Raw genomic sequence first — 26001 nt, 5'->3', positions numbered from 1 at the left:
ACAGGAGTTAACCGTGAATAAGTCTATAAACGACGATATTCAGCAACAGATTATCACCGCATTAAGGGCTCAACCGTCAATTGATCCCATTGAGGAAGTTAGACGGCGGGTTGCTTTTTTATATGAGCAAATAAAGCACACCGGCCAGCATACGCTGGTTCTGGGCATTAGTGGTGGAGTTGATTCGACTGTGGCTGGCAAGCTGGCCCAGTTAGCGGTGAAAAAAGCACGCCGGGAGGGCATTAAGGATGCTCGCTTCGTCGCCATGCGGTTGCCGTATGGTGAGCAGCATGATGAAGACGACGCTCAGTTAGCCTTGCAGTTTATCGATGCGGATGAGGTGCTAAGCACTAACATAAAACCGGCCAGCGACGCGCTGCTCGATGCTCTGGAATCCGGTGGACTCACATTCGGCGGTGCGGACGATCGTGATTTCAATATGGGCAATATTAAGGCCCGCCAACGAATGGTCGCCCAGTATGCAGTCGCGGGCGCTCGTGGCGGACTGGTGTTGGGTACGGACCAGGCTGCTGAGGCCGTGACCGGATTCTTCACTAAGCACGGTGACGGCGCCTGCGATGTCGCTCCTTTGACAGGACTGACAAAGCGTCAGGTGCGTGCAATAGGAACAGAGCTTGGCGCCGCTGACCGGTTGGTAGGCAAAGCGCCAACAGCGGATTTGGAAAGTCTTAGTCCGGGTAAAGCCGACGAAGATGCACTCGGGGTGAGTTATGACCAAATCGATGATTTCTTAGAAGGTAAGCAGGTGAGTGATTCCGCGTACGACACCATTACCAGCCGCTATAAAAAGACCATGCATAAACGAAAATTGCCGAAAGAACCTGAATAGCTAAACAGTAAATGGTGCTGCTAGCAGTAACTTAGAAGCTGTTCGGCGCGCTGGCGCAAAGCTTGTTTTAAGCTTTGCGGGCTTATAATGGTAAAGGGAAAGGGCAGGCGAGAGAGCCACCATGCGAACCAGTAGGCGCTGTCGACCGTGGTTTCAATAAATATTGAGTCGCCTTCCTGATGCAGCAGCATGGCATTTGAACCTAGTTCTTTGCTGGCTGTGTCGATATCGGTGTGCAATTGAACACGAACCTTCAGGTTGCCGGGCATCGCGCACAGGCTTTGTTTGAAATGGTCGGCGGCGTTGTAGTTGGCTGGCCTTTCGAAAGTCGCTTTGAGTACTGTTACCGTTGCCAGTCGGTCCAGTCGAAACGTGCGCAGCGCCTGCCGTAAGTGGCAAAAGCCACCAATATACCAATGGCCGAGGCGATACAGCATGCCATAGGGATCCAGCTCACGTTCCAGTCGGGTTTTGTCTTTACCAATATATATGACCAGTACCCGACGCTGACTTTCTACCGCTTCCATTAATGGCATGAGCAGCGACTGCTCCTGCGGTAAACCGGCGTCTGGCAAAAGCAGATTGGTGTGTTGGGTAATGGAGCGAGCCCGTGCCTGAATGTGCGCGGGCATAACGCGCTCCAGCTTCGCCTGAACACTGTTCAAGGCTGGAGAAGCATCAGTAAACTGGAGTGTTTTCGCGGCCAGCAGCCCTAACGAAAGAGCGAGGGTTTCCTCGTGGGTGAACATCATCGGTGGCAGTTTATAGCCCGCGACCAGCATGTAACCGCCATGGGGCCCTTGCTCCGTGGTTACCGGAATACCTAACTCTTCAAGCGCGGTGATGTAACGCCTGACCGTGCGTTTATCTACCCCCAGCATTTGCGCCAGCTCGCTACCGTTCAAACGCCTGTGCGACTGCAGTAACTCCAGTAAAGCTAATACTCGTGTTGTCGGGCCGGTCATGTCTGTCCTTTGCATTCGTCTGAAAATAAATGCGCAAATATATTTTATATAGGACCAATAGTGACCTATATAGCCAATATAGTTCTCAACAGACGTAAAACCCACAACAAAAGGAAGAGGATGATGCAAAACGATACCAAAGAACTGATTTTTTATACCAACCCTGAATCCCGGGCTCGTATTGTCCGGCGTATGCTGGAGGAGGTCGGTGTGCCTTACACCACCAAGGTGCTCAATTACAAAGGTGAGATGAAGACGCCTGAGTACCTGAAAATTAACCCGTTAGGTAAAGTGCCGGCTATTCAGCATGGGGATCTTGTGGTCACTGAAACGGCTGCTATTTGTGCCTATCTGGCGGATCAGTTTGCAGAAAAGAACCTGGCGCCGCCGGTAGATAGCCCTGAACGTGGTACTTACTACCGTTGGTTATTCTTTGCAGCAGGGCCGCTAGAAATGGCAACCACTGCGAAGGCCTGTGGCTGGAACCTTGATGAAAACCGGCAAATGATCGGTTCCGGTACGCACGACGATATTGTGGCTGCACTTGAGCTGGCGATTAGCAAAGGGCCTTTCATTTGCGGCGAGCAGTTTACTGCGGCCGATGTGTACGTAGGTAGCCATATTAGCTGGGGTATGCACTTTAAAACTCTGGAAGAGCGGCCTTCATTTAAACGCTATGTCGAGCGAATCGAAGCCCGCCCAGCTGCGCAGCGAGCGACTGCGCTGGATGATGAATTGAGTAAATGACCTGAGGTCACAGCGATTGGCGGAAGCGGGTCACATCGGCTCTCGGTGGCGCGCCAAATAGCCGGCTGTATTCCCGGCTGAACTGGGAAGGGCTTTCATAGCCGACCTTGTAGCTGGCGGTGGACGCTTCTGCCCCTTCGTAGAGCATAATACGGCGGGCTTCATTTAAGCGAAGTTGCTTTTGAAACTGCAACGGGGACATCGAGGTCACGGCCTTGAAGGCCTGAAACAGACCGGACTCACTTAAATGTGCGGCCTCGGCCAGCTCTTTAATCCGCAGTGGCTGCTTATATTGTGCGCGCAGTATTTCGGTCACCTTACTAATGCGATAGGCCTGACTGTCAACCCGCGCAAACTCCCGCAGGCGGCTGCCTAAAGGGCTAAGCAGCACGCGGTATAAGAGCTCACGCTTAATTAACGGTAACACGACCGGAATATCCTCCGGCGAGTCGAGCAGTTCGACTAGTCGATGGAAAACCGTAATAAGTGTTAAATCAGCATCGCCAACCGCGATACCGCGGGTGGGGGTTTCCCCAGTTGTGCTCTTGCGAGGCATATCAATCACAAGATCTGTCAGTTCATCTAGGTCCAGGCTGACGCTTAACGCCAGATAGGGTTTATCCCTACTCGCAGTAATAATTTTGCAGGTTACCGGTAATGTGACGGGCGCTAACAGATACCTAAGCTCACCGTACTCCAGAAGCTCGTCGCCCAGCCACACCTCTTTTTCCCCCTGCAGGATTAAGCATAAGTTGGGCTCATAAATAGCGGGTGCGGCTGTGGTCAGGTCGTCACTACGGTACAGTTTTACCCCGGGTATGCGGGTGCTGGTTAAGCCCGGTGCATCAATAGCTTTCAACACCGGCACTAGCATTTTCTGGCGCAAAGACTCGCGGTCATCAGTCATCTTTGGTTCTCCATCGTAGCGATAACCAAAGTATAATCAGCGGACTTTGCTTTGCCTATTCTCTCACAGCAGGATTAGAGGAATAGGTAATAAGTGTGGAGTATCAGGCAATCTGATTATTTCTGGGGAAGCTCTGCAATGTCATTGCGGCGACCTGACGTAAGTCGTCGGTGCTGGCACCATTATTGGCTTGAATCGCCATTCCTTGCAGCACGGTTCCCAGATATCGGGCCAGCACGTCGGGGTCAACATGCGCGGGTAAGTCACCTTCTGTTTTGGCCTGCTTAAAACGCTCTCTTAGTTTTTGCTCGCCTTCTACCCGGCGGCTAAGAAGCGCTTCTTTTACCGTCGAGGCTGCTTCACTGCAGGACAAGGCGCCATGCACGATGACACACCCTTGCGGATGGTTGGTGTCAGTCATATTCATCGCCGCGCCATATAACATATGCTCCGCTACCTGATAAGCAGTGGGTTTTTCCAGAGCGGGCAGGAAAAAAGCGCAAGGCCGACTTTCGTATAGCTCTATTGCCTTCAAAAACAACTGTTCTTTATTGCCAAAGGCCGAATACAAGCTGGGTTTATTGATGCCCATCGCGTCGGTTAAATCAGTTAGCGACGTGCCGTCATAGCCTTTACGCCAGAACACTTCCAGCGCTTTTTCAAGTGCGGCGTCGATATCAAAGGCGCGTGGGCGACCAATACAAGGAGTGCAACTTGCGAATGACTTTACGGATGGCATTGTTCAGCTCCTATTTGGAAAACTGTTTGTATAGTAAACAATCCGCCCCACCTTTGTCCAGCAAGTGTCCAGCAAGGATTATTTACCAGGCAGTATAAAATACCAGGCAGTATAAAATGTAACTTTAGTACGCTGGAATTGGCAGTCTGGATTGGTAGTCCATTTTGTGTCGAAAAGTGCGTGCTGTAGTTTCAGGCAAAGACTCTCAAGTATTCGGCATTAAACATAGCCGACTCTCTACGTACACTGATGAGGTAGCCTGACGGTACCCCTACCGACCCGGTATTTACTTTGAACTGTAGCAGTGCGGATCTGTTTTAGACCGGATTCGTCTTACATATAACAAAATTTATTTACCGATCGTTACAAAAATCAGTTGACGGAATTTCTCCGTCTTATATATTTACCGTTCGGTACACAAGTAGCAGTTTTTTAATTTAGCGTTTGCTGTTTTCAGGAACAACTCGGAGAAATCGTCATGAGCACTACGAACTTAGTAAGAACTTTTATGTTAGGCAGCGTGGCTGTCATTTTGGCTGCTTGTGGCAATCCGGAAGCAGCTAGCCAGAGTCAGGCGCCAGCAGCCCCTCAGGTGAGCGTGGCAGAAGTGGTCTATGAGCGGATCACCGAGTGGGATGAATTCACCGGCCGTTTGCAGGCGCCACAAACGGTGGAACTGATACCGCGGGTATCTGGTTATATCGAGCAGGTTCACTTTAGCGAAGGGGCACTGGTGGAACAAGGCGACTTATTGCTGCAAATCGACGCGCGGCCCTTTGCTGCAGAAGTAGCCCGGCTGCGCGCTGAATTGCAAGTTGCGCAGAGCGCCGCCAGCCACGCCGCTAACGAGTATCAGCGGGCAGAAACATTAAGTGCCGCGCGGGCTATTTCAGCGGAATTGCTGGATAGCCGTTTAGCGCGTCAGCAACAAACCGCCGCCACGGTAGCCTCGGTCGAGGCCGCGCTGCAACGCGCCGAGCTGGAACTTAGTTACACCGATATCACTGCGCCGATTAGCGGACGGGTGTCCTATGCAATGGTAACCGCCGGAAACTACGTGAACGCCGGCCAAAGTCAGCTAACCAGCATTGTGTCGACCGACAAAATGTACGCCTACTTTGACGTTGACGAGCAGAGCTACCTCAAATATGCCCGCCTGGCAGATGCCGGTGAAAGGGCGGACACCCGCGATGCGAGTGCAAATCCGGTGTACATGGCGCTCGCCAGTGACACCAGTTACAACCACTCCGGCAGCATTGATTTCGTTGATAACCGGGTCAATCAGCAGACCGGCACTATCCGTATCCGGGCCAGCTTCGCCAATAACGACAGCAACCTGTTACCGGGTCTGTTTGCTCGCATCAGACTGGCAGGCAGCGAAAGCTACGATGGCATTTTGATTGACGAAAAAGCAATAGGCACCGATTTGAACAACAAGTTTGTGCTGGTGGTGAATGACGATAACCAGCTGGAATACCGTGCAGTCACTCTGGGCGAGAAACTGAACGGACTGCGCATCGTGCGCGAAGGCTTAACCCCGACCGACAAAATTGTGGTTAACGGGCTGCAGCGTGTGATGCCAAATATGGAGATAGAACCCCGGCTGGTGGACATGGCAAGCGCGGAGCAAATAAGCGATTTACGGGAAGAGCAGGAATTGCTGGATCAAACCACTACAGCACTGACTGCACAGGCAGACCGTGCGGCGAATCAGGATTAAGGAAAGCGTTATGTTCTCGCAGTTTTTTATCAGAAGACCCATTTTTGCCGCGGTTATCTCACTGTTGTTTTTTATTACCGGTGCGATAGCCGTATGGCAACTACCTATTACTGAATACCCGGAAGTGGTGCCGCCTACGGTGGTGGTGACCGCCAACTACCCGGGTGCAAACCCGAGAGTGATCGCAGAAACCGTCGCCTCGCCACTGGAGCAGGAAATCAACGGCGTGGAAGGCATGCTGTATATGTCATCACAGGCTACCTCTGATGGCCGGATGACCTTAACCATTACCTTTGCCATTGGCACCGATGTCGACTTAGCGCAAACCCAGGTTCAGGCCCGGGTTGATCGAGCTATGCCGCGTCTGCCACAGGAAGTGCAGCGCTTGGGCGTAGTGACGGAGAAATCGTCTCCGGATTTAACCATGGTGGTGCATTTAACGTCGCCGGATGACCGATATGACATGCTCTACCTGTCTAATTACGCTGCGCTGAATATTCGCGACGAGCTGGCGCGGATTGAAGGCGTGGGAGCCGTGCGCCTATTCGGCGCTGGCGACTACAGCATGCGCATCTGGCTCGACCCGAACAAAGTAGCGGCACTGGACCTGTCGCCGGCGCAAATTACGGCTGCTATCCGTGAGCAAAACCAGCAGGCTGCAGCCGGTAGTCTCGGCGCACAGCCTAGCGCAGATGCTGAATTTCAGCTGCTAATTAATGTGAAAGGGCGTTTAACCACCGAGGAAGAGTTTGAAGATATTATTATCAAAGTGGGTGCCAATGGCGAAGTCAGTCGGTTAAAAGACGTGGCCCGGGTTGAGCTGGGTGCTTCGACCTATGCATTGCGCTCGCTGCTTAATAACAAAGACGCCGTTGCACTGCCGATTTTTCAGGCGTCCGGCTCCAACGCTATTCAGATCTCGGATGATGTGCGCGCCAGAATGAGTGAGCTGTCCGACGATTTCCCGGAAGGTTTAGCCTATGACATCGTCTATGACCCGACAGTATTTGTGCGCGGTTCAATAGAAGCAGTGGTAAAAACTTTACTTGAAGCAGTGCTGTTAGTGGTGCTGGTGGTGGTCTTGTTCTTACAAACCTGGCGGGCTTCTATTATCCCGTTGGTGGCTGTGCCGGTGTCTTTGGTAGGTACCTTTGCCTTTATGCACCTGCTCGGCTTCTCGATCAATGCATTGTCCTTGTACGGCTTGGTATTGGCCATCGGTATCGTGGTGGATGACGCCATTGTAGTCGTGGAAAACGTCGAGCGTAATATCAGTGAAGGCCTGTCACCACTGGCGGCTAGCCAAAAAGCAATGAAAGAAGTGACCGGCCCTATTGTGGCGACCACACTGGTATTGGCGGCGGTGTTTATACCGACAGCCTTTATGTCGGGGTTAACCGGGCAATTTTATAAACAGTTTGCGTTAACCATTACTATTTCGACTTTTATCTCGGCGATTAACTCACTAACCCTGAGTCCGGCGCTGTCTGCATTACTTTTAAAAGGCCCGGGCGAGAAAAAAGATGTGTTAACCCGCGGCATGGACAAAGTACTCGGCGGTTGGCTGTTTAACCCCTTCAACCGCTTCTTTGCCCGCTTATCCAGCGGGTACGGCTGGCTGGTGAAAAAGGTTATTCGCTATGGCGTCATTGTTGGCGTGATGTATGTTGCCCTGGTCGGCGTAACCGGCCTGCAGTTTGCAACCACACCGACCGGTTACGTGCCAGGTCAGGACAAACAATACCTGGTTGCTTTCACCCAGTTACCGGATGCCGCTTCGCTGGAGCGTACCGACGACGTAATCAGAGAAATGTCGCGTATTGCCCTGGATCATCCTGGGGTAGCTAACTCGATAGCGTTTCCTGGATTAAGCATTAACGGTTTTACCAATAGCCCTAACTCCGGAATCGTATTTGTCGGGCTCGACGGGTTCGATGAACGGGAGAGTGAGGAGCTGTCTGGTAACGCGATAGCGGCGGCACTGAACCAGAAATTTGCCGGTATTGAAGATGCATTTATCGCTATCTTCCCACCCCCACCAGTCCAGGGGCTGGGTACCATCGGTGGTTTCAGATTGCAAATACAGGACCGCGCGAACCACGGCTATGAAGAGCTGTACAACGTCACCACGCAGGTCATGCAAAAAGCCTGGGCGACACCAGAGCTGGCGGGGGTATTCTCCAGTTATCAGGTGAATGTGCCGCAACTGGACCTGGATATAGACCGCACCAAAGCTAAACAGCAAGGCGTCGCGCTGGATGAAGTATTCCAGACGCTGCAGGCTTATATGGGCTCGGTGTATGTGAATGACTTTAATCAGTTTGGCCGCACCTATCAGGTGAATATGCAGGCTGACGAGCAATTCCGCCAAAGCGCGGCGCAAATCAGCCAGCTAAAAGTGCGTAATCTGCAGGGCGACATGGTGCCGCTGGGCTCCTTTATAAATGTCACTGATTCCGCAGGGCCAGACAGGGTGATGCATTACAACGGCTTTACGACCGCGGAAATTAACGGTGGGGCGGCACCCGGCTACAGCACGGGTGAGGCGCAGGCAGCGATTGAGCGTATTCTAGCTGAAACCCTGCCCAACGGTATGAGCTATGAATGGACCGAACTGACCTATCAGCAAATTGAGGCTGGTAATGCCGGGATGTTTGTCTACCCGCTGGTTATTCTGTTGGTGTTCATGGTGCTTGCCGCGCAGTACGAAAGCTTGAGCTTACCGCTGGCGATTATTCTGATTATCCCCATGACTCTGTTATCAGCGCTGAGCGGCGTCATGATCTATGGGGGCGATAACAACATCCTGACCCAGATTGGATTGATTGTACTGGTTGGGTTGGCGACCAAAAATGCCATCTTAATTGTCGAATTTGCTAAAGAGCTGCAAGACCATGGTATGAGCGCCATGGACGCGATTCTGGAGGCAAGCCGCCTGCGCTTACGGCCAATTCTGATGACCTCTATCGCGTTCATTATGGGTGTGGTGCCGATGGCGTTCTCCAGCGGGGCCGGGGCAGAAATGCGACAGGCGCTGGGGGTTGCGGTGTTCTCCGGCATGATAGGTGTGACAATTTTCGGTTTAATTTTAACCCCGCTGTTTTATTACATGTTGGCGAAGCGCGGTGACAAAGCGCAGGCAGCTGCAGCAAAGACAAGCAATGAGGAGATAAGTCATGGGTAGTGGACTAAAACTCACAGTTATCGCCGCGCTGGTCGCATCCTTAAGCGCCTGCGCTGTAGGGCCGGATTACCAAGCGCCGGAGGCAGTAGCCGATATCAGCTTCAACAGCCCGTATCAGCAGGCTGAACAAGCGCAAAGCTGGTGGTTGGCATTCGATGATGCGGTTTTAAACCAGCTCATTAGCCACGCGCTTATGGAGAACCGAACGCTGGCACAAGCCAGAGCTAACGTCGACCGGGCTTATGCTGTATTTCGCAATGCAGAGATTGACCGTCTGCCTGACGCAAGCCTGGATGCTGATTACCAGGCCAGTGAAAATGCGACTCTGGCCACAAACGACAATGGTGTGATCACCCGGGGTTACAGTACCGGAGCCCGGGTAAGCTGGGACCTGGATTTGTTTGGCAAGTTACGTCGCGCCAGCGAAGCGGCTGAGGCACAAGCGCAACAGGCCGACATTCTGTGGCACGACGCTCAGGTTCAGCTTATAAGCCAGGTGGCCACCAGTTATGGTGAATACCGGGGGGCGCAGTTGCGGTTAGTGGTGGCAGAGCAAAACTTGCAGAACTTACAGCAAAGCCGCGCTATCGTGCTGGCGCGGTTGGAGGCCGGTATGGCCTCTGAGCTGGAAGTGGCGCAAATCGACGCGCAGTTATATCAGATACATGCCTCGGTGCCGGTGCATCGGGTGGCACTGTTAACGGCTGAAGCGACCTTATCGGCTCTGCTGGCGCAGCAGCCCGGCCAGCTGGACCTTGAGGCGGAGCCTGACTTGCCGGCGTTGAAACACCCGGTGGCGGTCGTGGATGGTGAAAATTACCTGCGCTATCGTGCTGACGTAGCCAGCGCTGAGCGCTTGCTGGCGGCGCGCACAGCACAAATTGGTATCGCCACTGCTGACCTCTACCCCAATTTGTCCGTGCGTGGATTTCTGGGATTCGTTTCCGGGCCAGGCTTAACCCTGGGTAGTGAAACCCAAAGCTGGTCAGTGGCGCCGACCCTAAGTTGGCAGGCGGCTGATTTAGGATCGGTAAAAGCACGCATTCGCCAGGCCGAGGCGAGTTCGCAAATGGCGCTTGCTCAATTTGAGCAACAGGTCTTCAATGCCCTTAACGAAATGCAGTTGTCTCTTAACAGCTATAATTTGAGCAGGGAACAGCAAATAAGCTCCGAACTGCAGTGGGAGGCCAGTAATAAGGCGGTGCAGATTGCCCGTCAGCGTTATGATGCGGGCACCGGAGAGTTTCTTGAGCTGCTGGACGCTGAACGCGAGCTACTGCGAAGTCGCGACCAGCTGGCACAATTGCAGCAGCAAAGTTTTATCCGCTTAGTGAGTATTTACCGCAGCTTTGGCGGTGGTATTGAGCTGATTTAGTGCTGACGTCTGAATCTAAAAGCCGGACCCTTGTCCGGCTTGCTTGTTTGGCCGCTGCGGCACAGTGAGCGAATGCACTGGACGACGAGTTGAGTACTATTTAGGGAGGAGAGCAGGTGAAATATATTTTTGAAGTGCGGATCAAAGACGGGCATACCGCAGAGCAATATGCTGATGCCTGGGTAAAAGCCAGTGCCATTATTCAGCGTGCACCTGGCGCGTTAGGTACCGAGCTGCACCGTAAGCTGGATGACCCTAAGGTATTGATTGCTATAGCTCACTGGGAAAGTAAAGCAGCGCGGGACGCGATGGAATCAGAGCATAATGCAGAGGTCGCAGCGATTATTCGCAGTGCAGCGCTCTATTGTGAAATTCGACCGCTTGGCGAGTTTGCCGACCCCGAGTGGGTTGTACGCTCATCATAAAGGGTTAGTCGTAGCCCGGCCGCATCTCTCTGTTACAACTTCTAACATTATAGTGCTCGCCTAACCGCACAAGAGCCTTTATCCTGCGCTTAATATAACTGAGTTAGTGTACCAGAGGAATGTATGAAAACCTGGCTGAAAATTTCATTACCCGTTGCTGTAATTGTTATTGGTATTACGGGTGCGGCGGTGATAAATGCAACTGGCACACCGCCGATTGAACCTGTCAACGAAGCGTCACCCGGACCTGTTGTGACGGTGCGTAGCGTCAATCCTGAATCTCATCAGTTTAGCGTGACCTCGTGGGGCGAACTGCAGCCGCGGGAGAAAACAACCTTAACACCTGAAGTGACAGGGCGTGTTATCGCGTTTCATGAAAATTTCATCGAAGGTGGGTTAATACGAAAAGATGAAGTGCTGGTCAGGCTCGACGATTCCGACTATCGCACCGCACTGCTTAGCGCCGAGTCAAATCTGGCCGCAGCACAGGCTCAGTTGCAGGAAGAACAGGCCCTGGCCCGTGTTGCGCAGGAGGAATGGCGGAATACTCAGGACCCAACCCCACTTGCTTTACGATTACCTCAGTTACAAAGCTCAGAAGCTGCTGTGAAGTCGGCTGAAGCTGGCTTGCAAAAAGCGCAACGGGATTTAGACAGAACTCAGATCAGAGCGCCTTATGACGCATTAGTGAGATCGCGCAATACCGGGGTAGGGCAGGTAGTTTCGATGGGAACCACTCTGGGAGAAATTTATAACGTGGAACGGGCCGAAATTCATTTGCCTATCGCTAGTTTTGATCTGCAGTTTTTACAGGAACAGGTGGTGGGTAGTCAGGCCTACATCGACACCCTGACGGACCCGCGGCCAGTCAGCATCGTGCGGGATTTAGGCATTATCGATACGCAGACCCGGATGACACGTTTAGTAGCCAGTCTTGACGATCCTTATGGCTTGCATAGCGATAAACCGACCTTACGCTTTGGCCAGTTTGTAGCGGTTCATATTGAAGGGCAGTCAATCAATCAAGTCTATCGTTTACCTCAGGAAGCTCTGGTGCGGGACAGCATATGGCTGGTGAGCGATGACAATACACTGCAGCGCCAGCAGGTTGATATTTTGCGCAAAGAAGGTCGCGACGTATTGATTACAGAAGGCATTTCCTCCACCGATACGCTGGTCGTGATGCCTCCTAATTTCCCGCAACATGGCATGAAAGTTCGCCCTGTAGCTGAAGATACGCTGACAGCGCAGGAGTAAAACCGATGACTCAGGACCATGTGACTCAGGACCAGCCGCGGCCCACTGGTATTATTGCCTGGTTTGCCAATAACCCGGTGGCAGCCAACTTATTGATGGTGTTTATCATCGTGCTGGGCCTGATTGGTTATGCGACAGCGCAGCGGCAGATGTTTCCGCAAATGGAAGTTAACTATATTCATGTGAATAGTGTTTTCCGCGGTGCCGCGCCACAGGAAATTGAAGAAGGCATCCTGATTAAGGTAGAAGAGGCACTGCAGGACGTCGAAGGCATTAAACGCGTTCGCAGCGTGGCCTGGCGTGGTGGCGGGCAGGTCTCTATCGAATTGGATGAAGGCGAAGATATAAGCCAGCGTCTGGACCAGGTGAAGTTAAATATCGATTCAATAGCTACCTTTCCTGCGGGCATGGAGCCTTTGACCATTTACCAGGTAGAGTTTCGTCAGCAGGCGGTAGAACTGGTACTCACCGGCAGTGACAACCCCATTGAGCTAAAAGAAATGGGACGGGATATCGAGCGCGAACTGCTGCAACTGAACAATGTCAGTTTTGTCGACTTCAATAGCATGCCAGCCTGGGAGATCGGGGTTGAAGTTGCTCCTGAAACACTGCGTCGATACGCGATTACGCTGCAGGATGTAGCCACCGCGATCCGCCAGTATTCGGATAATTTGTCGGCCGGTAATATACGCACCGAATCGGGCATGATTGCGATTCGTTCTGAACAGCGGGCATACCGAGGCGATGATTTCGCGCAGATTCCGGTGATTGTCGGTAACCAGGGCGAAATCGTGTACCTGGGTGATATCGCCACCATTCATGACGGCTTTGAAGAGCGTATTAACTACATGCGCTATAACGGTCAGCCTTCAGCATATATGGCAATAAACGCAAGCAGCTCGCAGTCGTTGCCAGATGTAGCGGGTGCGGTGAATGACTATGTGGAATGGAAAAATACCGATCTGCCGCCTGGTTTTGAGCTGAATGTACTGGTTGACATGACCTACTACCTCAATGGGCGGCTGACTATGATGCTGACCAATATGCTGCAGGGTGGTGTCCTGGTGTTCCTGATGCTGATGCTGTTTTTACGCATGCGGGTCGCGTTTTGGGTCATGCTGGGCCTGCCGGTTGCCTTTTTAGGTGCGTTCTGGTTAATGCCATTCTTTAGTATCAGCATTAATATTATTTCGCTGTTCGCGTTTATTATGGTGCTGGGTATTGTGGTCGACGATGCCATAGTGACCGGGGAAAGTGCTTATGCTGAAACCGAGGTGAACGGGCACAGCGTTGATAATGTGGTGCGGGGAGCGCAGCACGTAGCGGTGCCCGCCACCTTTGGTGTGCTTACGACGATAGCGGTATTTGCGCCTTTCCTTATGACTCAGGGCATGGAAGCGGCTTTCTTTAAACCGTTGGCCGGGGTGGTCATTCTCTGTCTTGTGTTTAGCTTGATTGAGTCAAAGCTGATATTGCCTGCTCACCTTGCGCACACCAAGCTCAAGCCACTCAAAGAAAATGATATCCGTGCCCGCTTTAACCGACGCTTCCAGGCTTTTATAAACAATGTGTATCAGCCGTTATTAAACCGCTGTATCTCTCATCGTTATATGACCTTCGCGGTGTTCGTAGCCTTATTCATTATCAGTATGAGCCTGATTACCTCAGGCCATGTGCGGAATGTGGGGCAGCCGAAAGTGTCCCATGATTACCCGTCGATAAACTTTGAAATGAATCAGAGCGCGTCGGAGCAGCAAACGCTGGCCGCGTTGCAGTCGCTTGAGCAAATGTTTCATCAGGTCGAAGCGGAAAGTCAGGAAGAGTTTGGTCAGCCAATGATGGTCAATATACTGGCTTTCCTCAATGGCCAGACTCAGGGGCGTATACTTATGACCCTGGTAGCGGAAGACGACCGGCCGTATAACTCGTTTGAATTGTCCCGCCGCTGGCGTGAAGCCATGCCAGAGATCGCCGGGCTGCGTGAGTTAACAATTTATGATTCGGTGACGTCAGGGGGAGGCGATGGTGATTTAGGATATCGTCTGTTTGGTCGTGATCTGGATCAGTTGAATGATGCTGGTAACTGGCTGGCGGCTGAACTGCGCCGTATTCCAGGGTTTATTGATATTAGTTCAACCATTGATAGTTCGGCCCGGGAATTCAATATTGCGCTAAAACCAAGGGCTCACCAACTAGGTCTGACACCAGCCGCAATTGTCGCTCAGGTTGGCCACGGTTTTTATGGGGCAGAAGCTCAGCGTATGATCCGCGACGGCGATGAAGTACGGGTGATGGTGCGTTATCCACGTGAAAACCGCGAACAAATTTCGGAGCTGGAATACACCCGTATTCGTTTAGATAATGGTGACTTTGTGATGCTTGGTGACGTGGCTCAGCTGGAGGAAGTGCCAGGTGTTGCCCGGGTCAACCGTGAATCAGGGTTCCGTACGGTGCGCGTTTTCGGCAGTGTCGACCAGGCGGTGACGACCAGCGGTGAGGTTGCGACGGCCGTAAGCGAGAACCTTATGCCTGAACTACTCGAGCGCTTCCCCGGGGTAAGAACAGAGCTGGGTGGGGATTTTGCTGAGCAACAACAACAGGCAGCTGAGATGGTGATGTTCTTTGTCGCTGGTTTACTGGCTGTCTTTATCCTGTTGGCGATTCCACTGAAAAGCTACTCGCAGCCGCTGATTGTGATGTCGGTGATACCGTTCGGCATGATCGGCGCCGTCTGGGGGCACTTCATTCTCGGTTATGACCTATCGATGATGTCTTTCTTCGGCATTATTGCGGCTGCTGGTGTGGTTATCAACGACAGTCTGGTACTGACCTCGTACGTAAACTATGCACGCAGCCAGGGCCTGTCTATGTATGAGTCAGTCATGGGTGCCGGTAGAAAACGCTTCCGGGCGATTATCCTGACTTCACTGACCACCTTCTTCGGCCTGCTGCCGATTATGTTTGAGAAGAGCCTGCAGGCGCAGTTCGTAATCCCGATGGCTATTTCACTCGCCTTTGCAGTGCTTTTTGCCACCATGATTACCCTGCTGCTGGTACCTTGTCTGTATCTGATCCTCGACGATTTGAAAGGGCTGTTAGCCCGGCTGTTCGGCCGCATTTTCCGACGCCGGGAGCGGCTGGAGGAGTCTTCGACTACCAGTTAGCCAGAGGAAGCACACACGACCACAGGGTCGTGTGTGCTTGAAGCGGCTCAACGCCTACCTGGTTTTCAGCGGATCAGGATGAAGAGGCCACTCGCCGTAACTTATTAATAAGTAGATACAGCGCAGGAAGGACGACCAGGGTCAGCAGTGTTGAAGAAACAATCCCACCAATCACAACGGTCGCCAGCGGCCGTTGTACTTCAGCGCCAGTACCTGTATTGAAAGCCATGGGTATAAAACCAAAACTAGCGACCAGGGCGGTCATGAGTACTGGCCGCAGCCTTTGGCGTGCACCTTCAAACACAGCCTCCATGATGGTCTTGCCGCCGTCTCGTAGCTGCTGAATAAACGACAACATCACCACGCCGTTTAGCACCGCAACACCGGATAGCGCAATAAAGCCGACAGCGGCGGAAATTGACAGCGGCATTCCTCTCAATGTGAGCGCCAGAATACCGCCAGTTAGGGCCAGTGGCACACCAGTGAATATAATCAACGCATTGCTCAGTGAGTTAAAGGCACTGTATAGCAGTCCAAAAATTAGCAGCAGTGTTAGTGGAACCACGATCGCCAGCCGTTGCGATGCTGATTGCAATTGCTCGAATGTGCCGCCGTAGTCAATCCAGTATCCCGCAGGAAGCGACAAGTCAGATTGCAACTGCTCCTGTATGGCACCGACAAATGAGCCAAGATCACGGTCAGCCACATTGGCACTGACAACCATATTACGTTTGCCGCTCTCGCGATTGATTTGATTCGGCCCAACGGTCAGTTCAACGTCGGCAATTTCACCAAGCGGCACATACTGAAGCTCCGGATTGTCCGCTTCGGGAACAGCGACGGGCAGACGCCTCAATGAGTTTATATCTGAGCGCCAGGATTGATCCAGGCGGAGCATAAGTCGAAACCGTTTGTCACCCTCGAAAATAGTGCCCGCTTCGAGACCACCAACAGCGCTTTGCACTGCCCGTTGCACGTCATGAACCGTCAAGCCTAAGAGCGCCAGATGATCACGTTGCGGGGAAATAGACAACGTGGGTAAGCCAGTCATTTGTTCAGCACGAACGTCGACCGCACCGCTAACCCCCTGGATGATCTGCACCGCCTCATCGCCCAGTCTTTTAAGTTGTTCAAGATCATCACCGTAAATACGCACCGCTAAATCAGCCCGAACGCCTGCAATAAGCTCGTTGAATCGCATCTCGATAGGCTGCGTGAACTCATACTTATTCCCGGGCAGTTGTTCAACTGCCTCACGCAGTTCAGCTAAGAACTGATCTTTCGTTTTCGACGAATCAGCCCATTCATCCCGGGGTTTCAGAATAATAAAGGTATCCGCCACGCTCGGTGGCATCGGGTCTGTGGCGACATCCGGTGTACCTATTTTCGAAAAGACCCGCTTTACTTCATCGAATTCAGCAATGACTGACTCAAGCTGCAATTGCATATCGACGGACTGCTGTAATCCTGTCCCCGGAATTCGGAGTGCATGCATAGCAACATCCCCTTCATCCAACTGGGGCAGAAATTCGGTGCCCATTTTTGATGCTTGATAGAGCGAACCAATAAATAAACTAAACCCGATAACAATGATGAGTAAGGGTTGCTTGAGCGTTACCCTTAAGAGCGGTTCATACAACCGACGAGCCCCCCGCATAATGCGGTTTTCTTCGTGGTTCACCTTCCCCTTGACGAAAATGGCAATCGCTGCGGGCACAAAGGTCATCGATAAAATGAGAGCGCCCAACAGAGCAAATACCACAGTAAACGCCATTGGGTGGAACATTTTACCTTCGACACCACTGAGTGCGAATATCGGCAAATACACCAGCATGATGATAAGCACACCAAAAACTGCGGGGTTAAAAACTTCGCGTGTGCTTTCAAAAACCTCGTTTAACCGTTCTTTGGTGGTTAGTAGTCGGCCCAATCGCTTTTGCGCCAGGCCAAGGCGACGCAGTGCGTTCTCAACAACAATAACGGCACCATCAACAATAATGCCGAAATCGATTGCGCCTAGGCTCATCAAGTTGCCGGAAACGCGATTGGCCGTCATTCCGGTAACTGCGAACAGCATACTTAACGGGATTACCAGCGCAGTAATAAGGGCTGCGCGCATATTTCCTAACAGCAGGAACAGCACCACCATGACCAATACCGCGCCTTCGAAAAGGTTTTTTTCAACTGTCGCAATTGTCTTTTCTACTAAGGTCGTGCGGTTATAGACCGGCTCCACGGTTATCCCGTCAGGGAGACTCAGTTGCACCTCTTGCAATCGTTCAGCAACTGCTTCTGAGACAATACGGCTGTTTTCACCGATTAGCATCATAGCGGTGCCAAGCACTACTTCTTCACCATCTGCAGTGGCAGCACCAGTACGCAGCTCTTTACCAAAATAGACCTCAGCAACATCTCTTACTCGCACTGGCGCATCATCACGTTTGGTGATCACCACGTCGCCAATATCGTCCAGAGATGCTAGCTGCCCAGGTGAGCGCACCAACCACTGCTCACCATTTCGCTCGATATAACCGGCCCCGGCATTGTCATTGTTTAACTGCAAAGCTTTGAAAATATCAGCGACAGAGACTTTGTAAGCCAACATGTTGCCGGGATTAGGTGCCACCTGATACTCGCGCTCATAGCCACCGACGGTATTGATTTCAGTAACCCCTGGCACTTTCACTAATTGGGGACGTATCACCCAGTCTTGCAGCGTACGCAGGGATTCGGCGGTATAAGGCCGGCCCTGTTCGTCCCGGGATCCCGGCTCCGCTCGCACAATATAGGTGAATATTTCACCCAACCCGCTAGCGATGGGTCCAAGGGCTGGCTCAACATCGTCTGGTAATTCACTGCGAACCATCTGTAAGCGTTCGCTAATTTGCTGCCGTGCCCAATAAATGTCAGTACCTTCCTCGAACACCACGGTCACTTGCGACAGCCCGTAACGTGATATAGACCGTGTGTAATCAAGATCAGGAATACCGGCCATGGCATTCTCCACCGAGTAGGTAATACGCTGTTCTGTTTCTAATGGGGAATAGCCCGCAGCTTCAGTATTTATTTGTACCTGAACATTTGTAATGTCAGGGACCGCATCAATTGGCAGTTTTAAGGTGCTATAAACGCCAAGTCCTGCAACAAGCAATGTTGCCGCAATCACCAGCCAACGGCGTTGAATAGCGAAACGGATAAATGAATCAATCATAAGTTCGCCCTCTAGTGGTCGTGACTTGCGCCGTCTTTCAGCACATCGGCTTTCAATAAATAGCTATTGCCATACACATAGGGTGTATTGGGCGCTAAGCCGTCTTTTACTTCGATATAGGCGCCGTCGCTATCACCCAGCTCAAGCATCCGCACCTCAAAGGTATTGCCATATTGAGCAAAGACTACCTGCCTATCGCGAAAGGTTTGCACGGCGTCGACGTTTACTGCCAACGCCACGTTTCTCTCGCCAGTGGTCACATCTGCCTGAACATGCATTCCAGGACGCCAGTGGCCGTGGTCATTGTCGATCAGCACACGAGCCCGTGCGATGTGTCCACCTGTCATCACAGGTGCAATATAGATAATCTCTCCGCTGACGCGCTCATGTTGATGTAAGTCAAATACCTCCGCCTGTAACCCTACTTTCAGTTTTTCGATGTTCTCAGGAAATGCTGAAAGCTCCACCCAAACACTGGATAAATCCACTATTTCAAAGAGCACTTGCTGATTGGCAACTTCACCCGCGGTAATGAACCGCTCAGTCACCTCGCCGGCAATTGGGCTGACCACTTCATAACTGGCACCGCTGCCCGCATTGATGACCCTGGCCAACGTCTGCCCTTCTGCCACTTGCTCGCCGACAGTGACCAGGACATCGGACACTGTGCCCCGGTATGTTGCTGTTACGCTCGCCATCTGCCCGCTTACAGGCGCGACCACACCAAATAACCGGTCTTTGAACTTCAATGTTCTTGGTACCGCTCTTTCCACCTGAATACCGGCCTCTTCGATTATCCGGTCCGGGAGGGTTGTTCGTCCCTCAAAACTTTCGTAATGCCATTCGCCCCGATTGTGTTGAGTAGACGCGCTAACAGAGACTTCGTAGGAATGCGGCTCAGTGACAGGGCTATTGCTAACCAGGTAATCGTCTTCAGGCGTAAAGTTAAGAGTATCGTTGACCTTGCCCAGCCGGTGAAGTACCACTTCAAGCTCTACCTGCGCAGGATTGATAAGTTCACCTCCCGAATAGGCATAAACGCGCATTTCCGGTGAAATGCCTGATTCAAATATGGTTATTTCAACCGCGAAGTCGCCTTCAGTGAGCAGTGTTCCGCCGTTAGGCCCATTTACGTCTGTTTCTGAATGTCCATGACTGGATTCAGCTGAAGCGTAAGTCGGTTGTGTTACGGCTAACCCAATGAACAGGTTTAGGAGGATAAAAATTGATTTAATAAGGTTCATAATGCGGATTCCAAAAATGATTGCCCTGTCATTCGCTCAAGCTCAAGAATGTCTTGGTAAATAGCGTAACGGCGATTAATTTGCTCATACTCCAGCTGTGCGAGTTCTTCTTGCGCATCAAGCACTATCAAGAGGTTATGAATACCTTTAACGTAACCAGCGGTGGTCTCTTGCTCTAATTGCTGAGCAAGCGGCAGCAAATCGAGTTGAATACGCTCCAGATAGTTTTGATTCATTTGCAACCGCGCCAAGATAGCGCGGGTATAAACTCGCAGTTGTTCGCGCACTATGCGTTGCTGGTCGAGGAGCAAGTTCCTCTCAGCCTGGTTCGATCGAACTAAGCCTTGATTGGGGTTGGTCAGCTGAAGTGGCATAGATGCCTGAAGAACCAGGCTCGACTCATTGAACTGGTTGTTGTAACGGACGCCAACTCCAAGTGTTAAGTCGGTGACTGAAGCTGCTTCCAATGCGTTCGCTTTAGCTGCCAACAAGCGTTCTGAGTCAACCAGGCGGAGAAATTCCGGGGCTTGATTCACTGCGCTTTCAACATCCGCTGTTGAAGGCAAATGAATAGAGTCGTCAAACTCGCCGACAACCCGGGAAAAGTGAGGCTCTGCAGCCCACATGGCACTGAGATTGGATTTAGCTTGCGCAATTTTTCCGGTTATTTCTTCTGAATTGGCAACAGTTTGACGTTGTTGCAGGCGAATGCGGGTAACTTCCGAAGGCGGTACCGCACCAGACTCCACGCGCTCTGTCGCTATATCAAGTGCATCTTCCAGCCGTAGCTCTTGTTGCTGACTCCAGTTCGCCAGCGCCTGCAAAAGAACAAGTTCATAGAAACGACGGGCGGTCTCAGCCAGAACTTCAACTTTTTCGTAGTTAAATTCAGCATCAAGTTGCTGCTGTTCAGCAGATGCAACGTCAACGCGTCGACTCCGCTTATCGCCCAGCTCAACCAACTGGCTAAATGATAAAGTCGCCTCGGCGTTGTCAATTCCCCGGTTGCTGGCGCTACCAACAATATTTTCGAGCTCAATGCCAAGTGTTGGATTAGGCGTTAAAGATGCCTGCAGTTTTTCTGCTTCAGCCATCCGTTGTTGATACGGGTACGTTTGTAACCCCGGATTGTCTTGCACCGCTCTTTCTAAGGCATCCCGCAAGGTCAACTCATTTGCGATTGCTGAAAGGGGCACAACCAGTGAACCCACTAATACAGCAATCACGAAATAGACTAATTTCATGATTCATCTCCACAATAAAAATGATTGTGCGTAACGCACAGATTTTAAGGGTGAAGATTAAAAGTTCGGTGGGGGGACAGGTGGTTGGTGATCGTTACTGTCGAACGTTAGATCTATGTGCGCTATCGCGGGTGCTGGTGAAGGTCCTTCCGAACGCAATGCCGCGTAGCCGATAATGCAGCTTACATGGGAGTGAAATTGATGTTCATGATTCAGATCGGGGCTTTCAGGTGAGCTCGTGTCGTGGTCAGTGTGGCTGTGGTTTTGATACGCATAATCGAATGTATGCTGAGTATCCTCAACGTGCCCAGCCGCAACCGCACAGGTGAAAAAACTGTGAAGAAGCATAACCATAACCAATGACCAGACAAGTTTTGACAAGCTAGCTACCTGTGGATACAACCGGGATCGTACTTAAGAGTAACAGGCAGACGCCAGTAAACTCAATGGCTAATGGCTCCCAACGTAGCTTAAAGCTATGCGTTAGCATCGCGACAGGTTTCATCAGGGTGCTCAAGTTCAATTGTGGTGTGGCTGAGCTGGTATTTTGCTAACGCTTTGTCAATGTTCTTTTTTAAAGCATCAAGGTCGTCGATTTCCAGGTTTCCTGATAATACCAAATGTGCGGTTAGTACATGGGATTCCCCATCGAGAGACCAGAAGTGCAGATGGTGGACATCGGATACGTTTGGTAGTCGTTTTAATGACTCAGCAACTTCCTGATATGTTTTTTGATCCGGAACGGCCTGAATGAAGAGTTTCAGAGTAGACCATAGATTGCGAAGCACATTGACGAGTATAAATAGCGTAAAGCCTATAGAAAGGATAGGGTCAAGAACGGGCCAGTCAACAAACAGCAATACTATACCCACTATCAGCACAGCGACCCAGCCTAAGACGTCCTCTAACAGGTGCCAGTTAATGATGCGCTCGTTGAGCGTTTTCCCCCGCGAAAGTTTATAAGCCGCGAAACCATTCACAGTAATACCCAACACCGCCAGGGCAATCATGCCGTCAGCAACAGGCATTTGCGGATCCCACAACCGTGGAATGGCTTCAACTAACACCCAGGCGGAACCGGCGATCAGTATTGCCGCGTTAATGAACGCGCCTGCAAGGTTTAAGCGCTTGTAACCGTAGGTAAATTCTTGACTGGCTGGCTTGCTACCCAGCTTATTCAGTATCCAGGCTAGCCCTAGCGAGAGGCTGTCACCGAGGTCATGAACCGCATCGGCTAAGATGGCGGTGCTATTAGTAAGGGCACCGCCGATAAACTCAATAATAGTAAAAGCAAAATTAAGGAAAAATGCCCAGCCTAGGCGGGATGAGGGTATATCCTTCGAATGATCATGACCATGTTGGTGATTATGTCCCATGGCAAATACCTTCTTGATTCTTTATTTTGAAAATCAGGACTAGAGTACTGACAATACACTTAGTACTACAACCGTTTCCCAAAAAACCTGTGCACCATATCTTTTCGGCATTGGAACAGGGTGGGCTTCGGTACGACACTCAGGAAAAGGCGAGACTATGGGTAGGATCAAAGAAAAGACACACAAGATGATTCATTCAAAGAACATGCTGACGGGCATTACGCTAGCGTCTTTTCTTGAGTCTACGATAGTCCCCGTGCCTTTGGAGGCGATGCTTATCCCTCTGATGCAGGCGCGGCGTGAGCGCCTGTGGCTGATTGCCTTAATGGCGACCCTTGGGTGCATAGTTGGTGCTGTTTTCGGGTATGCCATGGGGTATTTTCTGTTTGACCTGGTTGGCGACTGGTTCATTCAAACATTCTCCAATCAGGAGCAGTTTGATCGGGTTAAGCAGCAGATGCAAAGTCAGGGGTTCTGGTTCGTAATGACCGTGGGGATTTCCCCGGTGCCGTTTCAGATAGCCATGCTGGCAGCAGGTGCTACCAAATTTTCGCTACTTTACTTCGTGCTTGCTACAGCGGTTGCCCGTTCTGTTCGTTATTTTGGCCTGGCTGCGGTGGTCTATATTGCTGGTAATAAGGCCGAGGCTTTAATTAAGCGCTATAAAGTACTCGCCGTTATAGGGCTGACCGCGGTGGTGGTATTACTGTGGTAGCTTTTCAATACCTTCGCATAATGCGGAGAGTTCTTCTCTACGTTCCTCGGTTCGATGTTTTATCTATCGACGAGCTGGACTGGCTTTGACTCTCGTCTGCAGTGTCCTGTTCCTGCCAGGGGTCAACTCCGGCCTTGACCCATTCTCTTACCGTATGGCGGTGCTTGCGGCGTACAAGTTGCTCAGTGAAAATACTGTAGGCGTGAATTTTAGTTTTTTCGTCGAGGTGCTCGAGGAAAAAGTGTCGTCGAGCACCAATGTGGTGTTTCTTGGATGCGTATACCACAGCCACACACAGCTCGAGGCTATCAATTTGCGAAAGCTGGTCAGTCGTCGATTCGTTGCTGCTTTCGTCCGCCGACTGATTGCCAAGCATGATATCAGCAAAGGAGCCTAACACCAGGTATCCGCCCGGTTGAATCGGCCCCTGCCGCAGTTTTGACTGAACATGCTGTTCGGTGGCCGTGATGCGTTCATAATTTGTAATTCGATACGACGTACAATCATCGCCTCTATGAACCCGGGCAATGACCGCCTGTAGGTGAACAGGCTCCTTGCTCAGGTTCACAAACAGGCACAGCGCCGATGGATCGTTTTCATGCGCATGCTGAATCACTAAAAAAGGACGATTGGCCCGCATATACTGAGTGAGGGCAAGGTGCAGATAAGCAACCCAGGCGAGCGTCATTACCACCGAGGCAATAGTAGAAATAAGGCGGTAGTCGAGAGAAGAAAAATCCATACTAGGTTCCTCTTTCGCCTGCGAGCTACACGGCATTGCTGCTGGGCTCGCCGATCTTAGCTCGATACTTTCAAGACTACTTTAATTTAGTGTCGTTTATGCGCGAAGGCAAACGGCATACCCGTCCGTGTCCTAAGCCAGGCTCTTTTTCTCGTTTTTAATACTCGAATGTATGAAATACAAAGCAATGCCCAGGCAAAGCACAGCGCCAAGTCGTGAAAGCGATAGGGTTACTTCTGAGTTACCAAACCAGCCAAGGGTGTCAATCAGAATGCTCATTGCGAGTTGACCGAAGATAACCGCCACTGTCGCGACGGCGGTGCCAATTTTCTGTACGGCCATCACCATGATGACAATGTAGGGAACTCCGCATAAAGCACCGAGTAATTGCCATTTCGGCACATCTGCCAGTGTCGTTGCGTAGCTGGGTTCAAAATAAAAGATAAGCAACCCGGTAATAATGGCGCCCAGGAGGAAGGTCAAAAAGGCACTTCTGAAGACGCCGACTTTACTGCCTAACTCGCCGTTTACGGCGGCCTGAATACTAAGTGCTGCACCGCCTGCAATGGCGATAATAATCATTATTAAAGTCATAAAAGTTCCTTAATCGAGAGCCATGAGAGCGAGAGCGACAATAATGAAACACAAAGCGGCGATGCGTCTGCGGTCGACTTTGCGTGGCGGTGTACCGAACAGACCATAGTGGTCAATGAGAAAGCTCTTGGTAATTTGCCCGACCAGAATCCCGATCATAGTCATGGCAATGCCAATCACAGGAACAGTTACGGTCAGTGCGACGACATAGACAGGTCCTAGCAAGCCACCTGAAAGCGTCCACGCGGGCTGCGATGAGAACGACGGGCTGTTGCGTGGACTGAAAAACAGCATGAGGAGGAAGGTCAATGCGGCACCAACTCCGAAAATGCTGAATGTCGCCCAGAGCTTTCCGACCTGTTCTCCAAGCGGTCCAAGCAGACCGGCTTCGACTGAAAGTCCCATGCCGGCCAGTACCGTCAATAAAACCATGATAATTTGCATACGCTACTCCTTACGTTTCAAGAGGAGCAGCCTACCCTAGACTCATCAACTGAAAAATGGGAAAGTGCACTAAACACCTTTGCGAATATTGCACAAATGAATTCAGTTAACGCAATCAACATCAGAGCACTGAAGTTTTTTATTGCCGTGTACGACAGCAAAAGCTTTTCAGTCGTGGCAAGACGGGAAGGGGTCTCGCCCTCGATGGTTTCGCGTGTGATCCAGCAATTAGAGGACGCATTAGGGCAGCAACTGTTCTATCGCAATACCCGAGCGATTATTCCAACCGAGGCGGCTCGCCTGTTTATCGAATTTGCTCGTGAGACGAGCGAGCAGTTGCTTGATGTACGCAATAAACTGCAGGACCGAAAGGAGGAGCCTGAAGGGGTTGTCAGAATAAATGCGCCTGTCTTTTTTGGCCAGCGGCACCTCGCGCCCTGGTTACCGGGGCTATTCCTGCGCCATCCCAAACTTCGTGTTGAACTAACGCTAACTGATGACTATATCGACCCACATCTCGAGCCTGCGGATGTTATTTTTCGTATTGATACACTGAATGATTCATCCCTGCATGCGCGGGTTTTAGGAAACCAGGTTTACCATCTGGCGGCGAGCCCAGAGTATGTGAAAATGCATGGGCAACCTGAAGCTCCAGAGGACTTAACCCAACATAACTGTCTGGTCTATAGCGGCTCGTCAGGGCCGAACCGTTGGCTTTTTAAGGCACCCAATGGAGCCTGGGAACAGCAGATGGTTGACCCCATTTTAGCGTCCAACAATGCAGAGACCTTACTCACATCTGCACTAAATGGTACCGGCATTGTGCTTTTTCCGGACTGGCTCATCGGTGACTATTTAAAAAATGGGAGTTTGGTGAAGTTACTTAAAGACCTGCCTACCGCGATTAAAACCACGCCGCAATATATTGCGGCTATTTATCCTGATTCGAGGCACCAGCCGCTCAATGTCAGGGCGGTCATTGACTACTTCGTTACGGTGTTTGGTTCGCCGCCGTACTGGCAATACAGCGAATAGCCAATCAGGCATCCGAAAATATCTGTTAACACATTGTAAATTAACGGTTTCTAAGTTATTTCT

General features: G+C 51.3%; 20 protein-coding genes. 10 read left to right on the top strand and 10 right to left on the bottom strand.

What is annotated here, in order from left to right:
- Positions 1–37: 37 nt before the first annotated feature.
- Entirely contained in the window at positions 38–850 is an 813-nt protein-coding gene (gene nadE, locus CWE12_RS06140; protein WP_241984161.1) for an ammonia-dependent NAD(+) synthetase, read from the top strand.
- A 20-nt stretch (positions 851–870) separates the two neighbouring features.
- Here the strand turns inward: nadE and CWE12_RS06135 are convergent, their stop codons facing one another.
- The gene (locus tag CWE12_RS06135) at positions 871–1815 is read right to left on the bottom strand and encodes a helix-turn-helix transcriptional regulator (RefSeq protein WP_126788793.1); all 945 of its coding nucleotides are present in this window, start codon (positions 1813–1815) and stop codon (positions 871–873) included.
- Between the two features lie 120 nt (positions 1816–1935).
- Between CWE12_RS06135 and CWE12_RS06130 the strand changes: the two genes are divergently transcribed.
- Complete coding sequence (locus CWE12_RS06130; protein ID WP_126788792.1) at positions 1936–2562, top strand: glutathione S-transferase family protein; 627 nt, start codon at positions 1936–1938, stop codon at positions 2560–2562.
- 7 nt (positions 2563–2569) lie between these two features.
- Here CWE12_RS06130 and CWE12_RS06125 read toward each other — a convergent pair whose 3' ends face one another.
- A complete protein-coding gene (locus CWE12_RS06125; protein ID WP_126788791.1) occupies positions 2570–3469 on the bottom strand; it encodes an AraC family transcriptional regulator in 900 nt (299 codons plus the stop codon).
- Positions 3470–3572: 103 nt separating this feature from the next.
- The gene (locus tag CWE12_RS06120) at positions 3573–4208 is read right to left on the bottom strand and encodes a TetR/AcrR family transcriptional regulator (protein WP_126788790.1); all 636 of its coding nucleotides are present in this window, start codon (positions 4206–4208) and stop codon (positions 3573–3575) included.
- Positions 4209–4686: 478 nt separating this feature from the next.
- Here CWE12_RS06120 and CWE12_RS06115 point away from each other — a divergent pair, with 478 nt between their 5' ends.
- The 6 genes from CWE12_RS06115 to CWE12_RS06090 all read left to right on the top strand — a co-directional run bounded on the left by CWE12_RS06115 (position 4687) and on the right by CWE12_RS06090 (position 15333).
- Positions 4687–5928: an efflux RND transporter periplasmic adaptor subunit gene (locus CWE12_RS06115; RefSeq protein WP_126788789.1), complete on the top strand. Its 1242-nt coding sequence runs from the start codon at positions 4687–4689 to the stop codon at positions 5926–5928.
- A 10-nt stretch (positions 5929–5938) separates the two neighbouring features.
- The gene (locus CWE12_RS06110; RefSeq protein WP_126788788.1) at positions 5939–9112 is read left to right on the top strand and encodes an efflux RND transporter permease subunit; all 3174 of its coding nucleotides are present in this window, start codon (positions 5939–5941) and stop codon (positions 9110–9112) included.
- The gene (locus CWE12_RS06105) at positions 9105–10487 is read left to right on the top strand and encodes an efflux transporter outer membrane subunit (protein WP_126788787.1); all 1383 of its coding nucleotides are present in this window, start codon (positions 9105–9107) and stop codon (positions 10485–10487) included. The genes CWE12_RS06110 and CWE12_RS06105 overlap by 8 nt, the downstream gene beginning before the upstream one ends.
- 116 nt (positions 10488–10603) lie before the next feature.
- The gene (locus CWE12_RS06100; protein ID WP_126788786.1) at positions 10604–10912 is read left to right on the top strand and encodes an antibiotic biosynthesis monooxygenase family protein; all 309 of its coding nucleotides are present in this window, start codon (positions 10604–10606) and stop codon (positions 10910–10912) included.
- A 123-nt stretch (positions 10913–11035) separates the two neighbouring features.
- Positions 11036–12169: an efflux RND transporter periplasmic adaptor subunit gene (locus tag CWE12_RS06095; RefSeq protein WP_126788785.1), complete on the top strand. Its 1134-nt coding sequence runs from the start codon at positions 11036–11038 to the stop codon at positions 12167–12169.
- 5 nt (positions 12170–12174) lie between these two features.
- Positions 12175–15333 carry an efflux RND transporter permease subunit gene (locus tag CWE12_RS06090; RefSeq protein WP_126788784.1) on the top strand — a complete coding sequence of 1053 codons (3159 nt, stop codon included), beginning with the start codon at positions 12175–12177 and terminating at the stop codon, positions 15331–15333.
- A 73-nt stretch (positions 15334–15406) separates the two neighbouring features.
- On the opposite strand, the gene CWE12_RS06085 is transcribed toward CWE12_RS06090, so the two are convergent.
- The 4 genes from CWE12_RS06085 to CWE12_RS06070 all read right to left on the bottom strand — a co-directional run bounded on the left by CWE12_RS06085 (position 15407) and on the right by CWE12_RS06070 (position 22408).
- Positions 15407–18544 (bottom strand): efflux RND transporter permease subunit, encoded by a 3138-nt coding sequence (locus tag CWE12_RS06085; RefSeq protein ID WP_126788783.1) that lies wholly within the window; start codon positions 18542–18544, stop codon positions 15407–15409.
- 11 nt (positions 18545–18555) lie between these two features.
- A complete protein-coding gene (locus CWE12_RS06080) occupies positions 18556–19788 on the bottom strand; it encodes an efflux RND transporter periplasmic adaptor subunit (RefSeq protein WP_126788782.1) in 1233 nt (410 codons plus the stop codon).
- A complete protein-coding gene (locus CWE12_RS06075) occupies positions 19785–21032 on the bottom strand; it encodes a TolC family protein (RefSeq protein ID WP_126788781.1) in 1248 nt (415 codons plus the stop codon). Before CWE12_RS06075 ends, CWE12_RS06080 begins: the two co-directional genes overlap by 4 nt.
- Positions 21033–21508: 476 nt before the next feature.
- Positions 21509–22408: a cation diffusion facilitator family transporter gene (locus tag CWE12_RS06070; RefSeq protein WP_126788780.1), complete on the bottom strand. Its 900-nt coding sequence runs from the start codon at positions 22406–22408 to the stop codon at positions 21509–21511.
- A gap of 157 nt (positions 22409–22565) precedes the next feature.
- On the opposite strand from CWE12_RS06070, the gene CWE12_RS06065 reads away from it, so the two are divergent.
- The gene (locus tag CWE12_RS06065) at positions 22566–23123 is read left to right on the top strand and encodes a YqaA family protein (RefSeq protein WP_126788779.1); all 558 of its coding nucleotides are present in this window, start codon (positions 22566–22568) and stop codon (positions 23121–23123) included.
- Between the two features lie 37 nt (positions 23124–23160).
- Here the strand turns inward: CWE12_RS06065 and CWE12_RS06060 are convergent, their stop codons facing one another.
- The 3 genes from CWE12_RS06060 to CWE12_RS06050 form a co-directional block, all read right to left on the bottom strand.
- The gene (locus CWE12_RS06060; protein ID WP_126788778.1) at positions 23161–23865 is read right to left on the bottom strand and encodes a hypothetical protein; all 705 of its coding nucleotides are present in this window, start codon (positions 23863–23865) and stop codon (positions 23161–23163) included.
- 132 nt (positions 23866–23997) lie between these two features.
- Positions 23998–24459, bottom strand: a complete 462-nt coding sequence (locus tag CWE12_RS06055) for a DMT family transporter (protein WP_126788777.1) — start codon at positions 24457–24459, stop codon at positions 23998–24000.
- A gap of 9 nt (positions 24460–24468) precedes the next feature.
- The gene (locus CWE12_RS06050) at positions 24469–24903 is read right to left on the bottom strand and encodes a DMT family transporter (protein ID WP_126788776.1); all 435 of its coding nucleotides are present in this window, start codon (positions 24901–24903) and stop codon (positions 24469–24471) included.
- A 96-nt stretch (positions 24904–24999) separates the two neighbouring features.
- On the opposite strand from CWE12_RS06050, the gene CWE12_RS06045 reads away from it, so the two are divergent.
- The gene (locus CWE12_RS06045) at positions 25000–25938 is read left to right on the top strand and encodes a LysR family transcriptional regulator (protein WP_126788775.1); all 939 of its coding nucleotides are present in this window, start codon (positions 25000–25002) and stop codon (positions 25936–25938) included.
- Positions 25939–26001: the final 63 nt, after the last annotated feature.

Origin of the sequence: Aliidiomarina sedimenti, assembly GCF_003986955.1 — a bacterium.
In the GTDB taxonomy this organism is placed as follows: domain Bacteria; phylum Pseudomonadota; class Gammaproteobacteria; order Enterobacterales; family Alteromonadaceae; genus Aliidiomarina; species Aliidiomarina sedimenti.
This window is presented reverse-complemented; position numbering and strand designations above follow the sequence as displayed.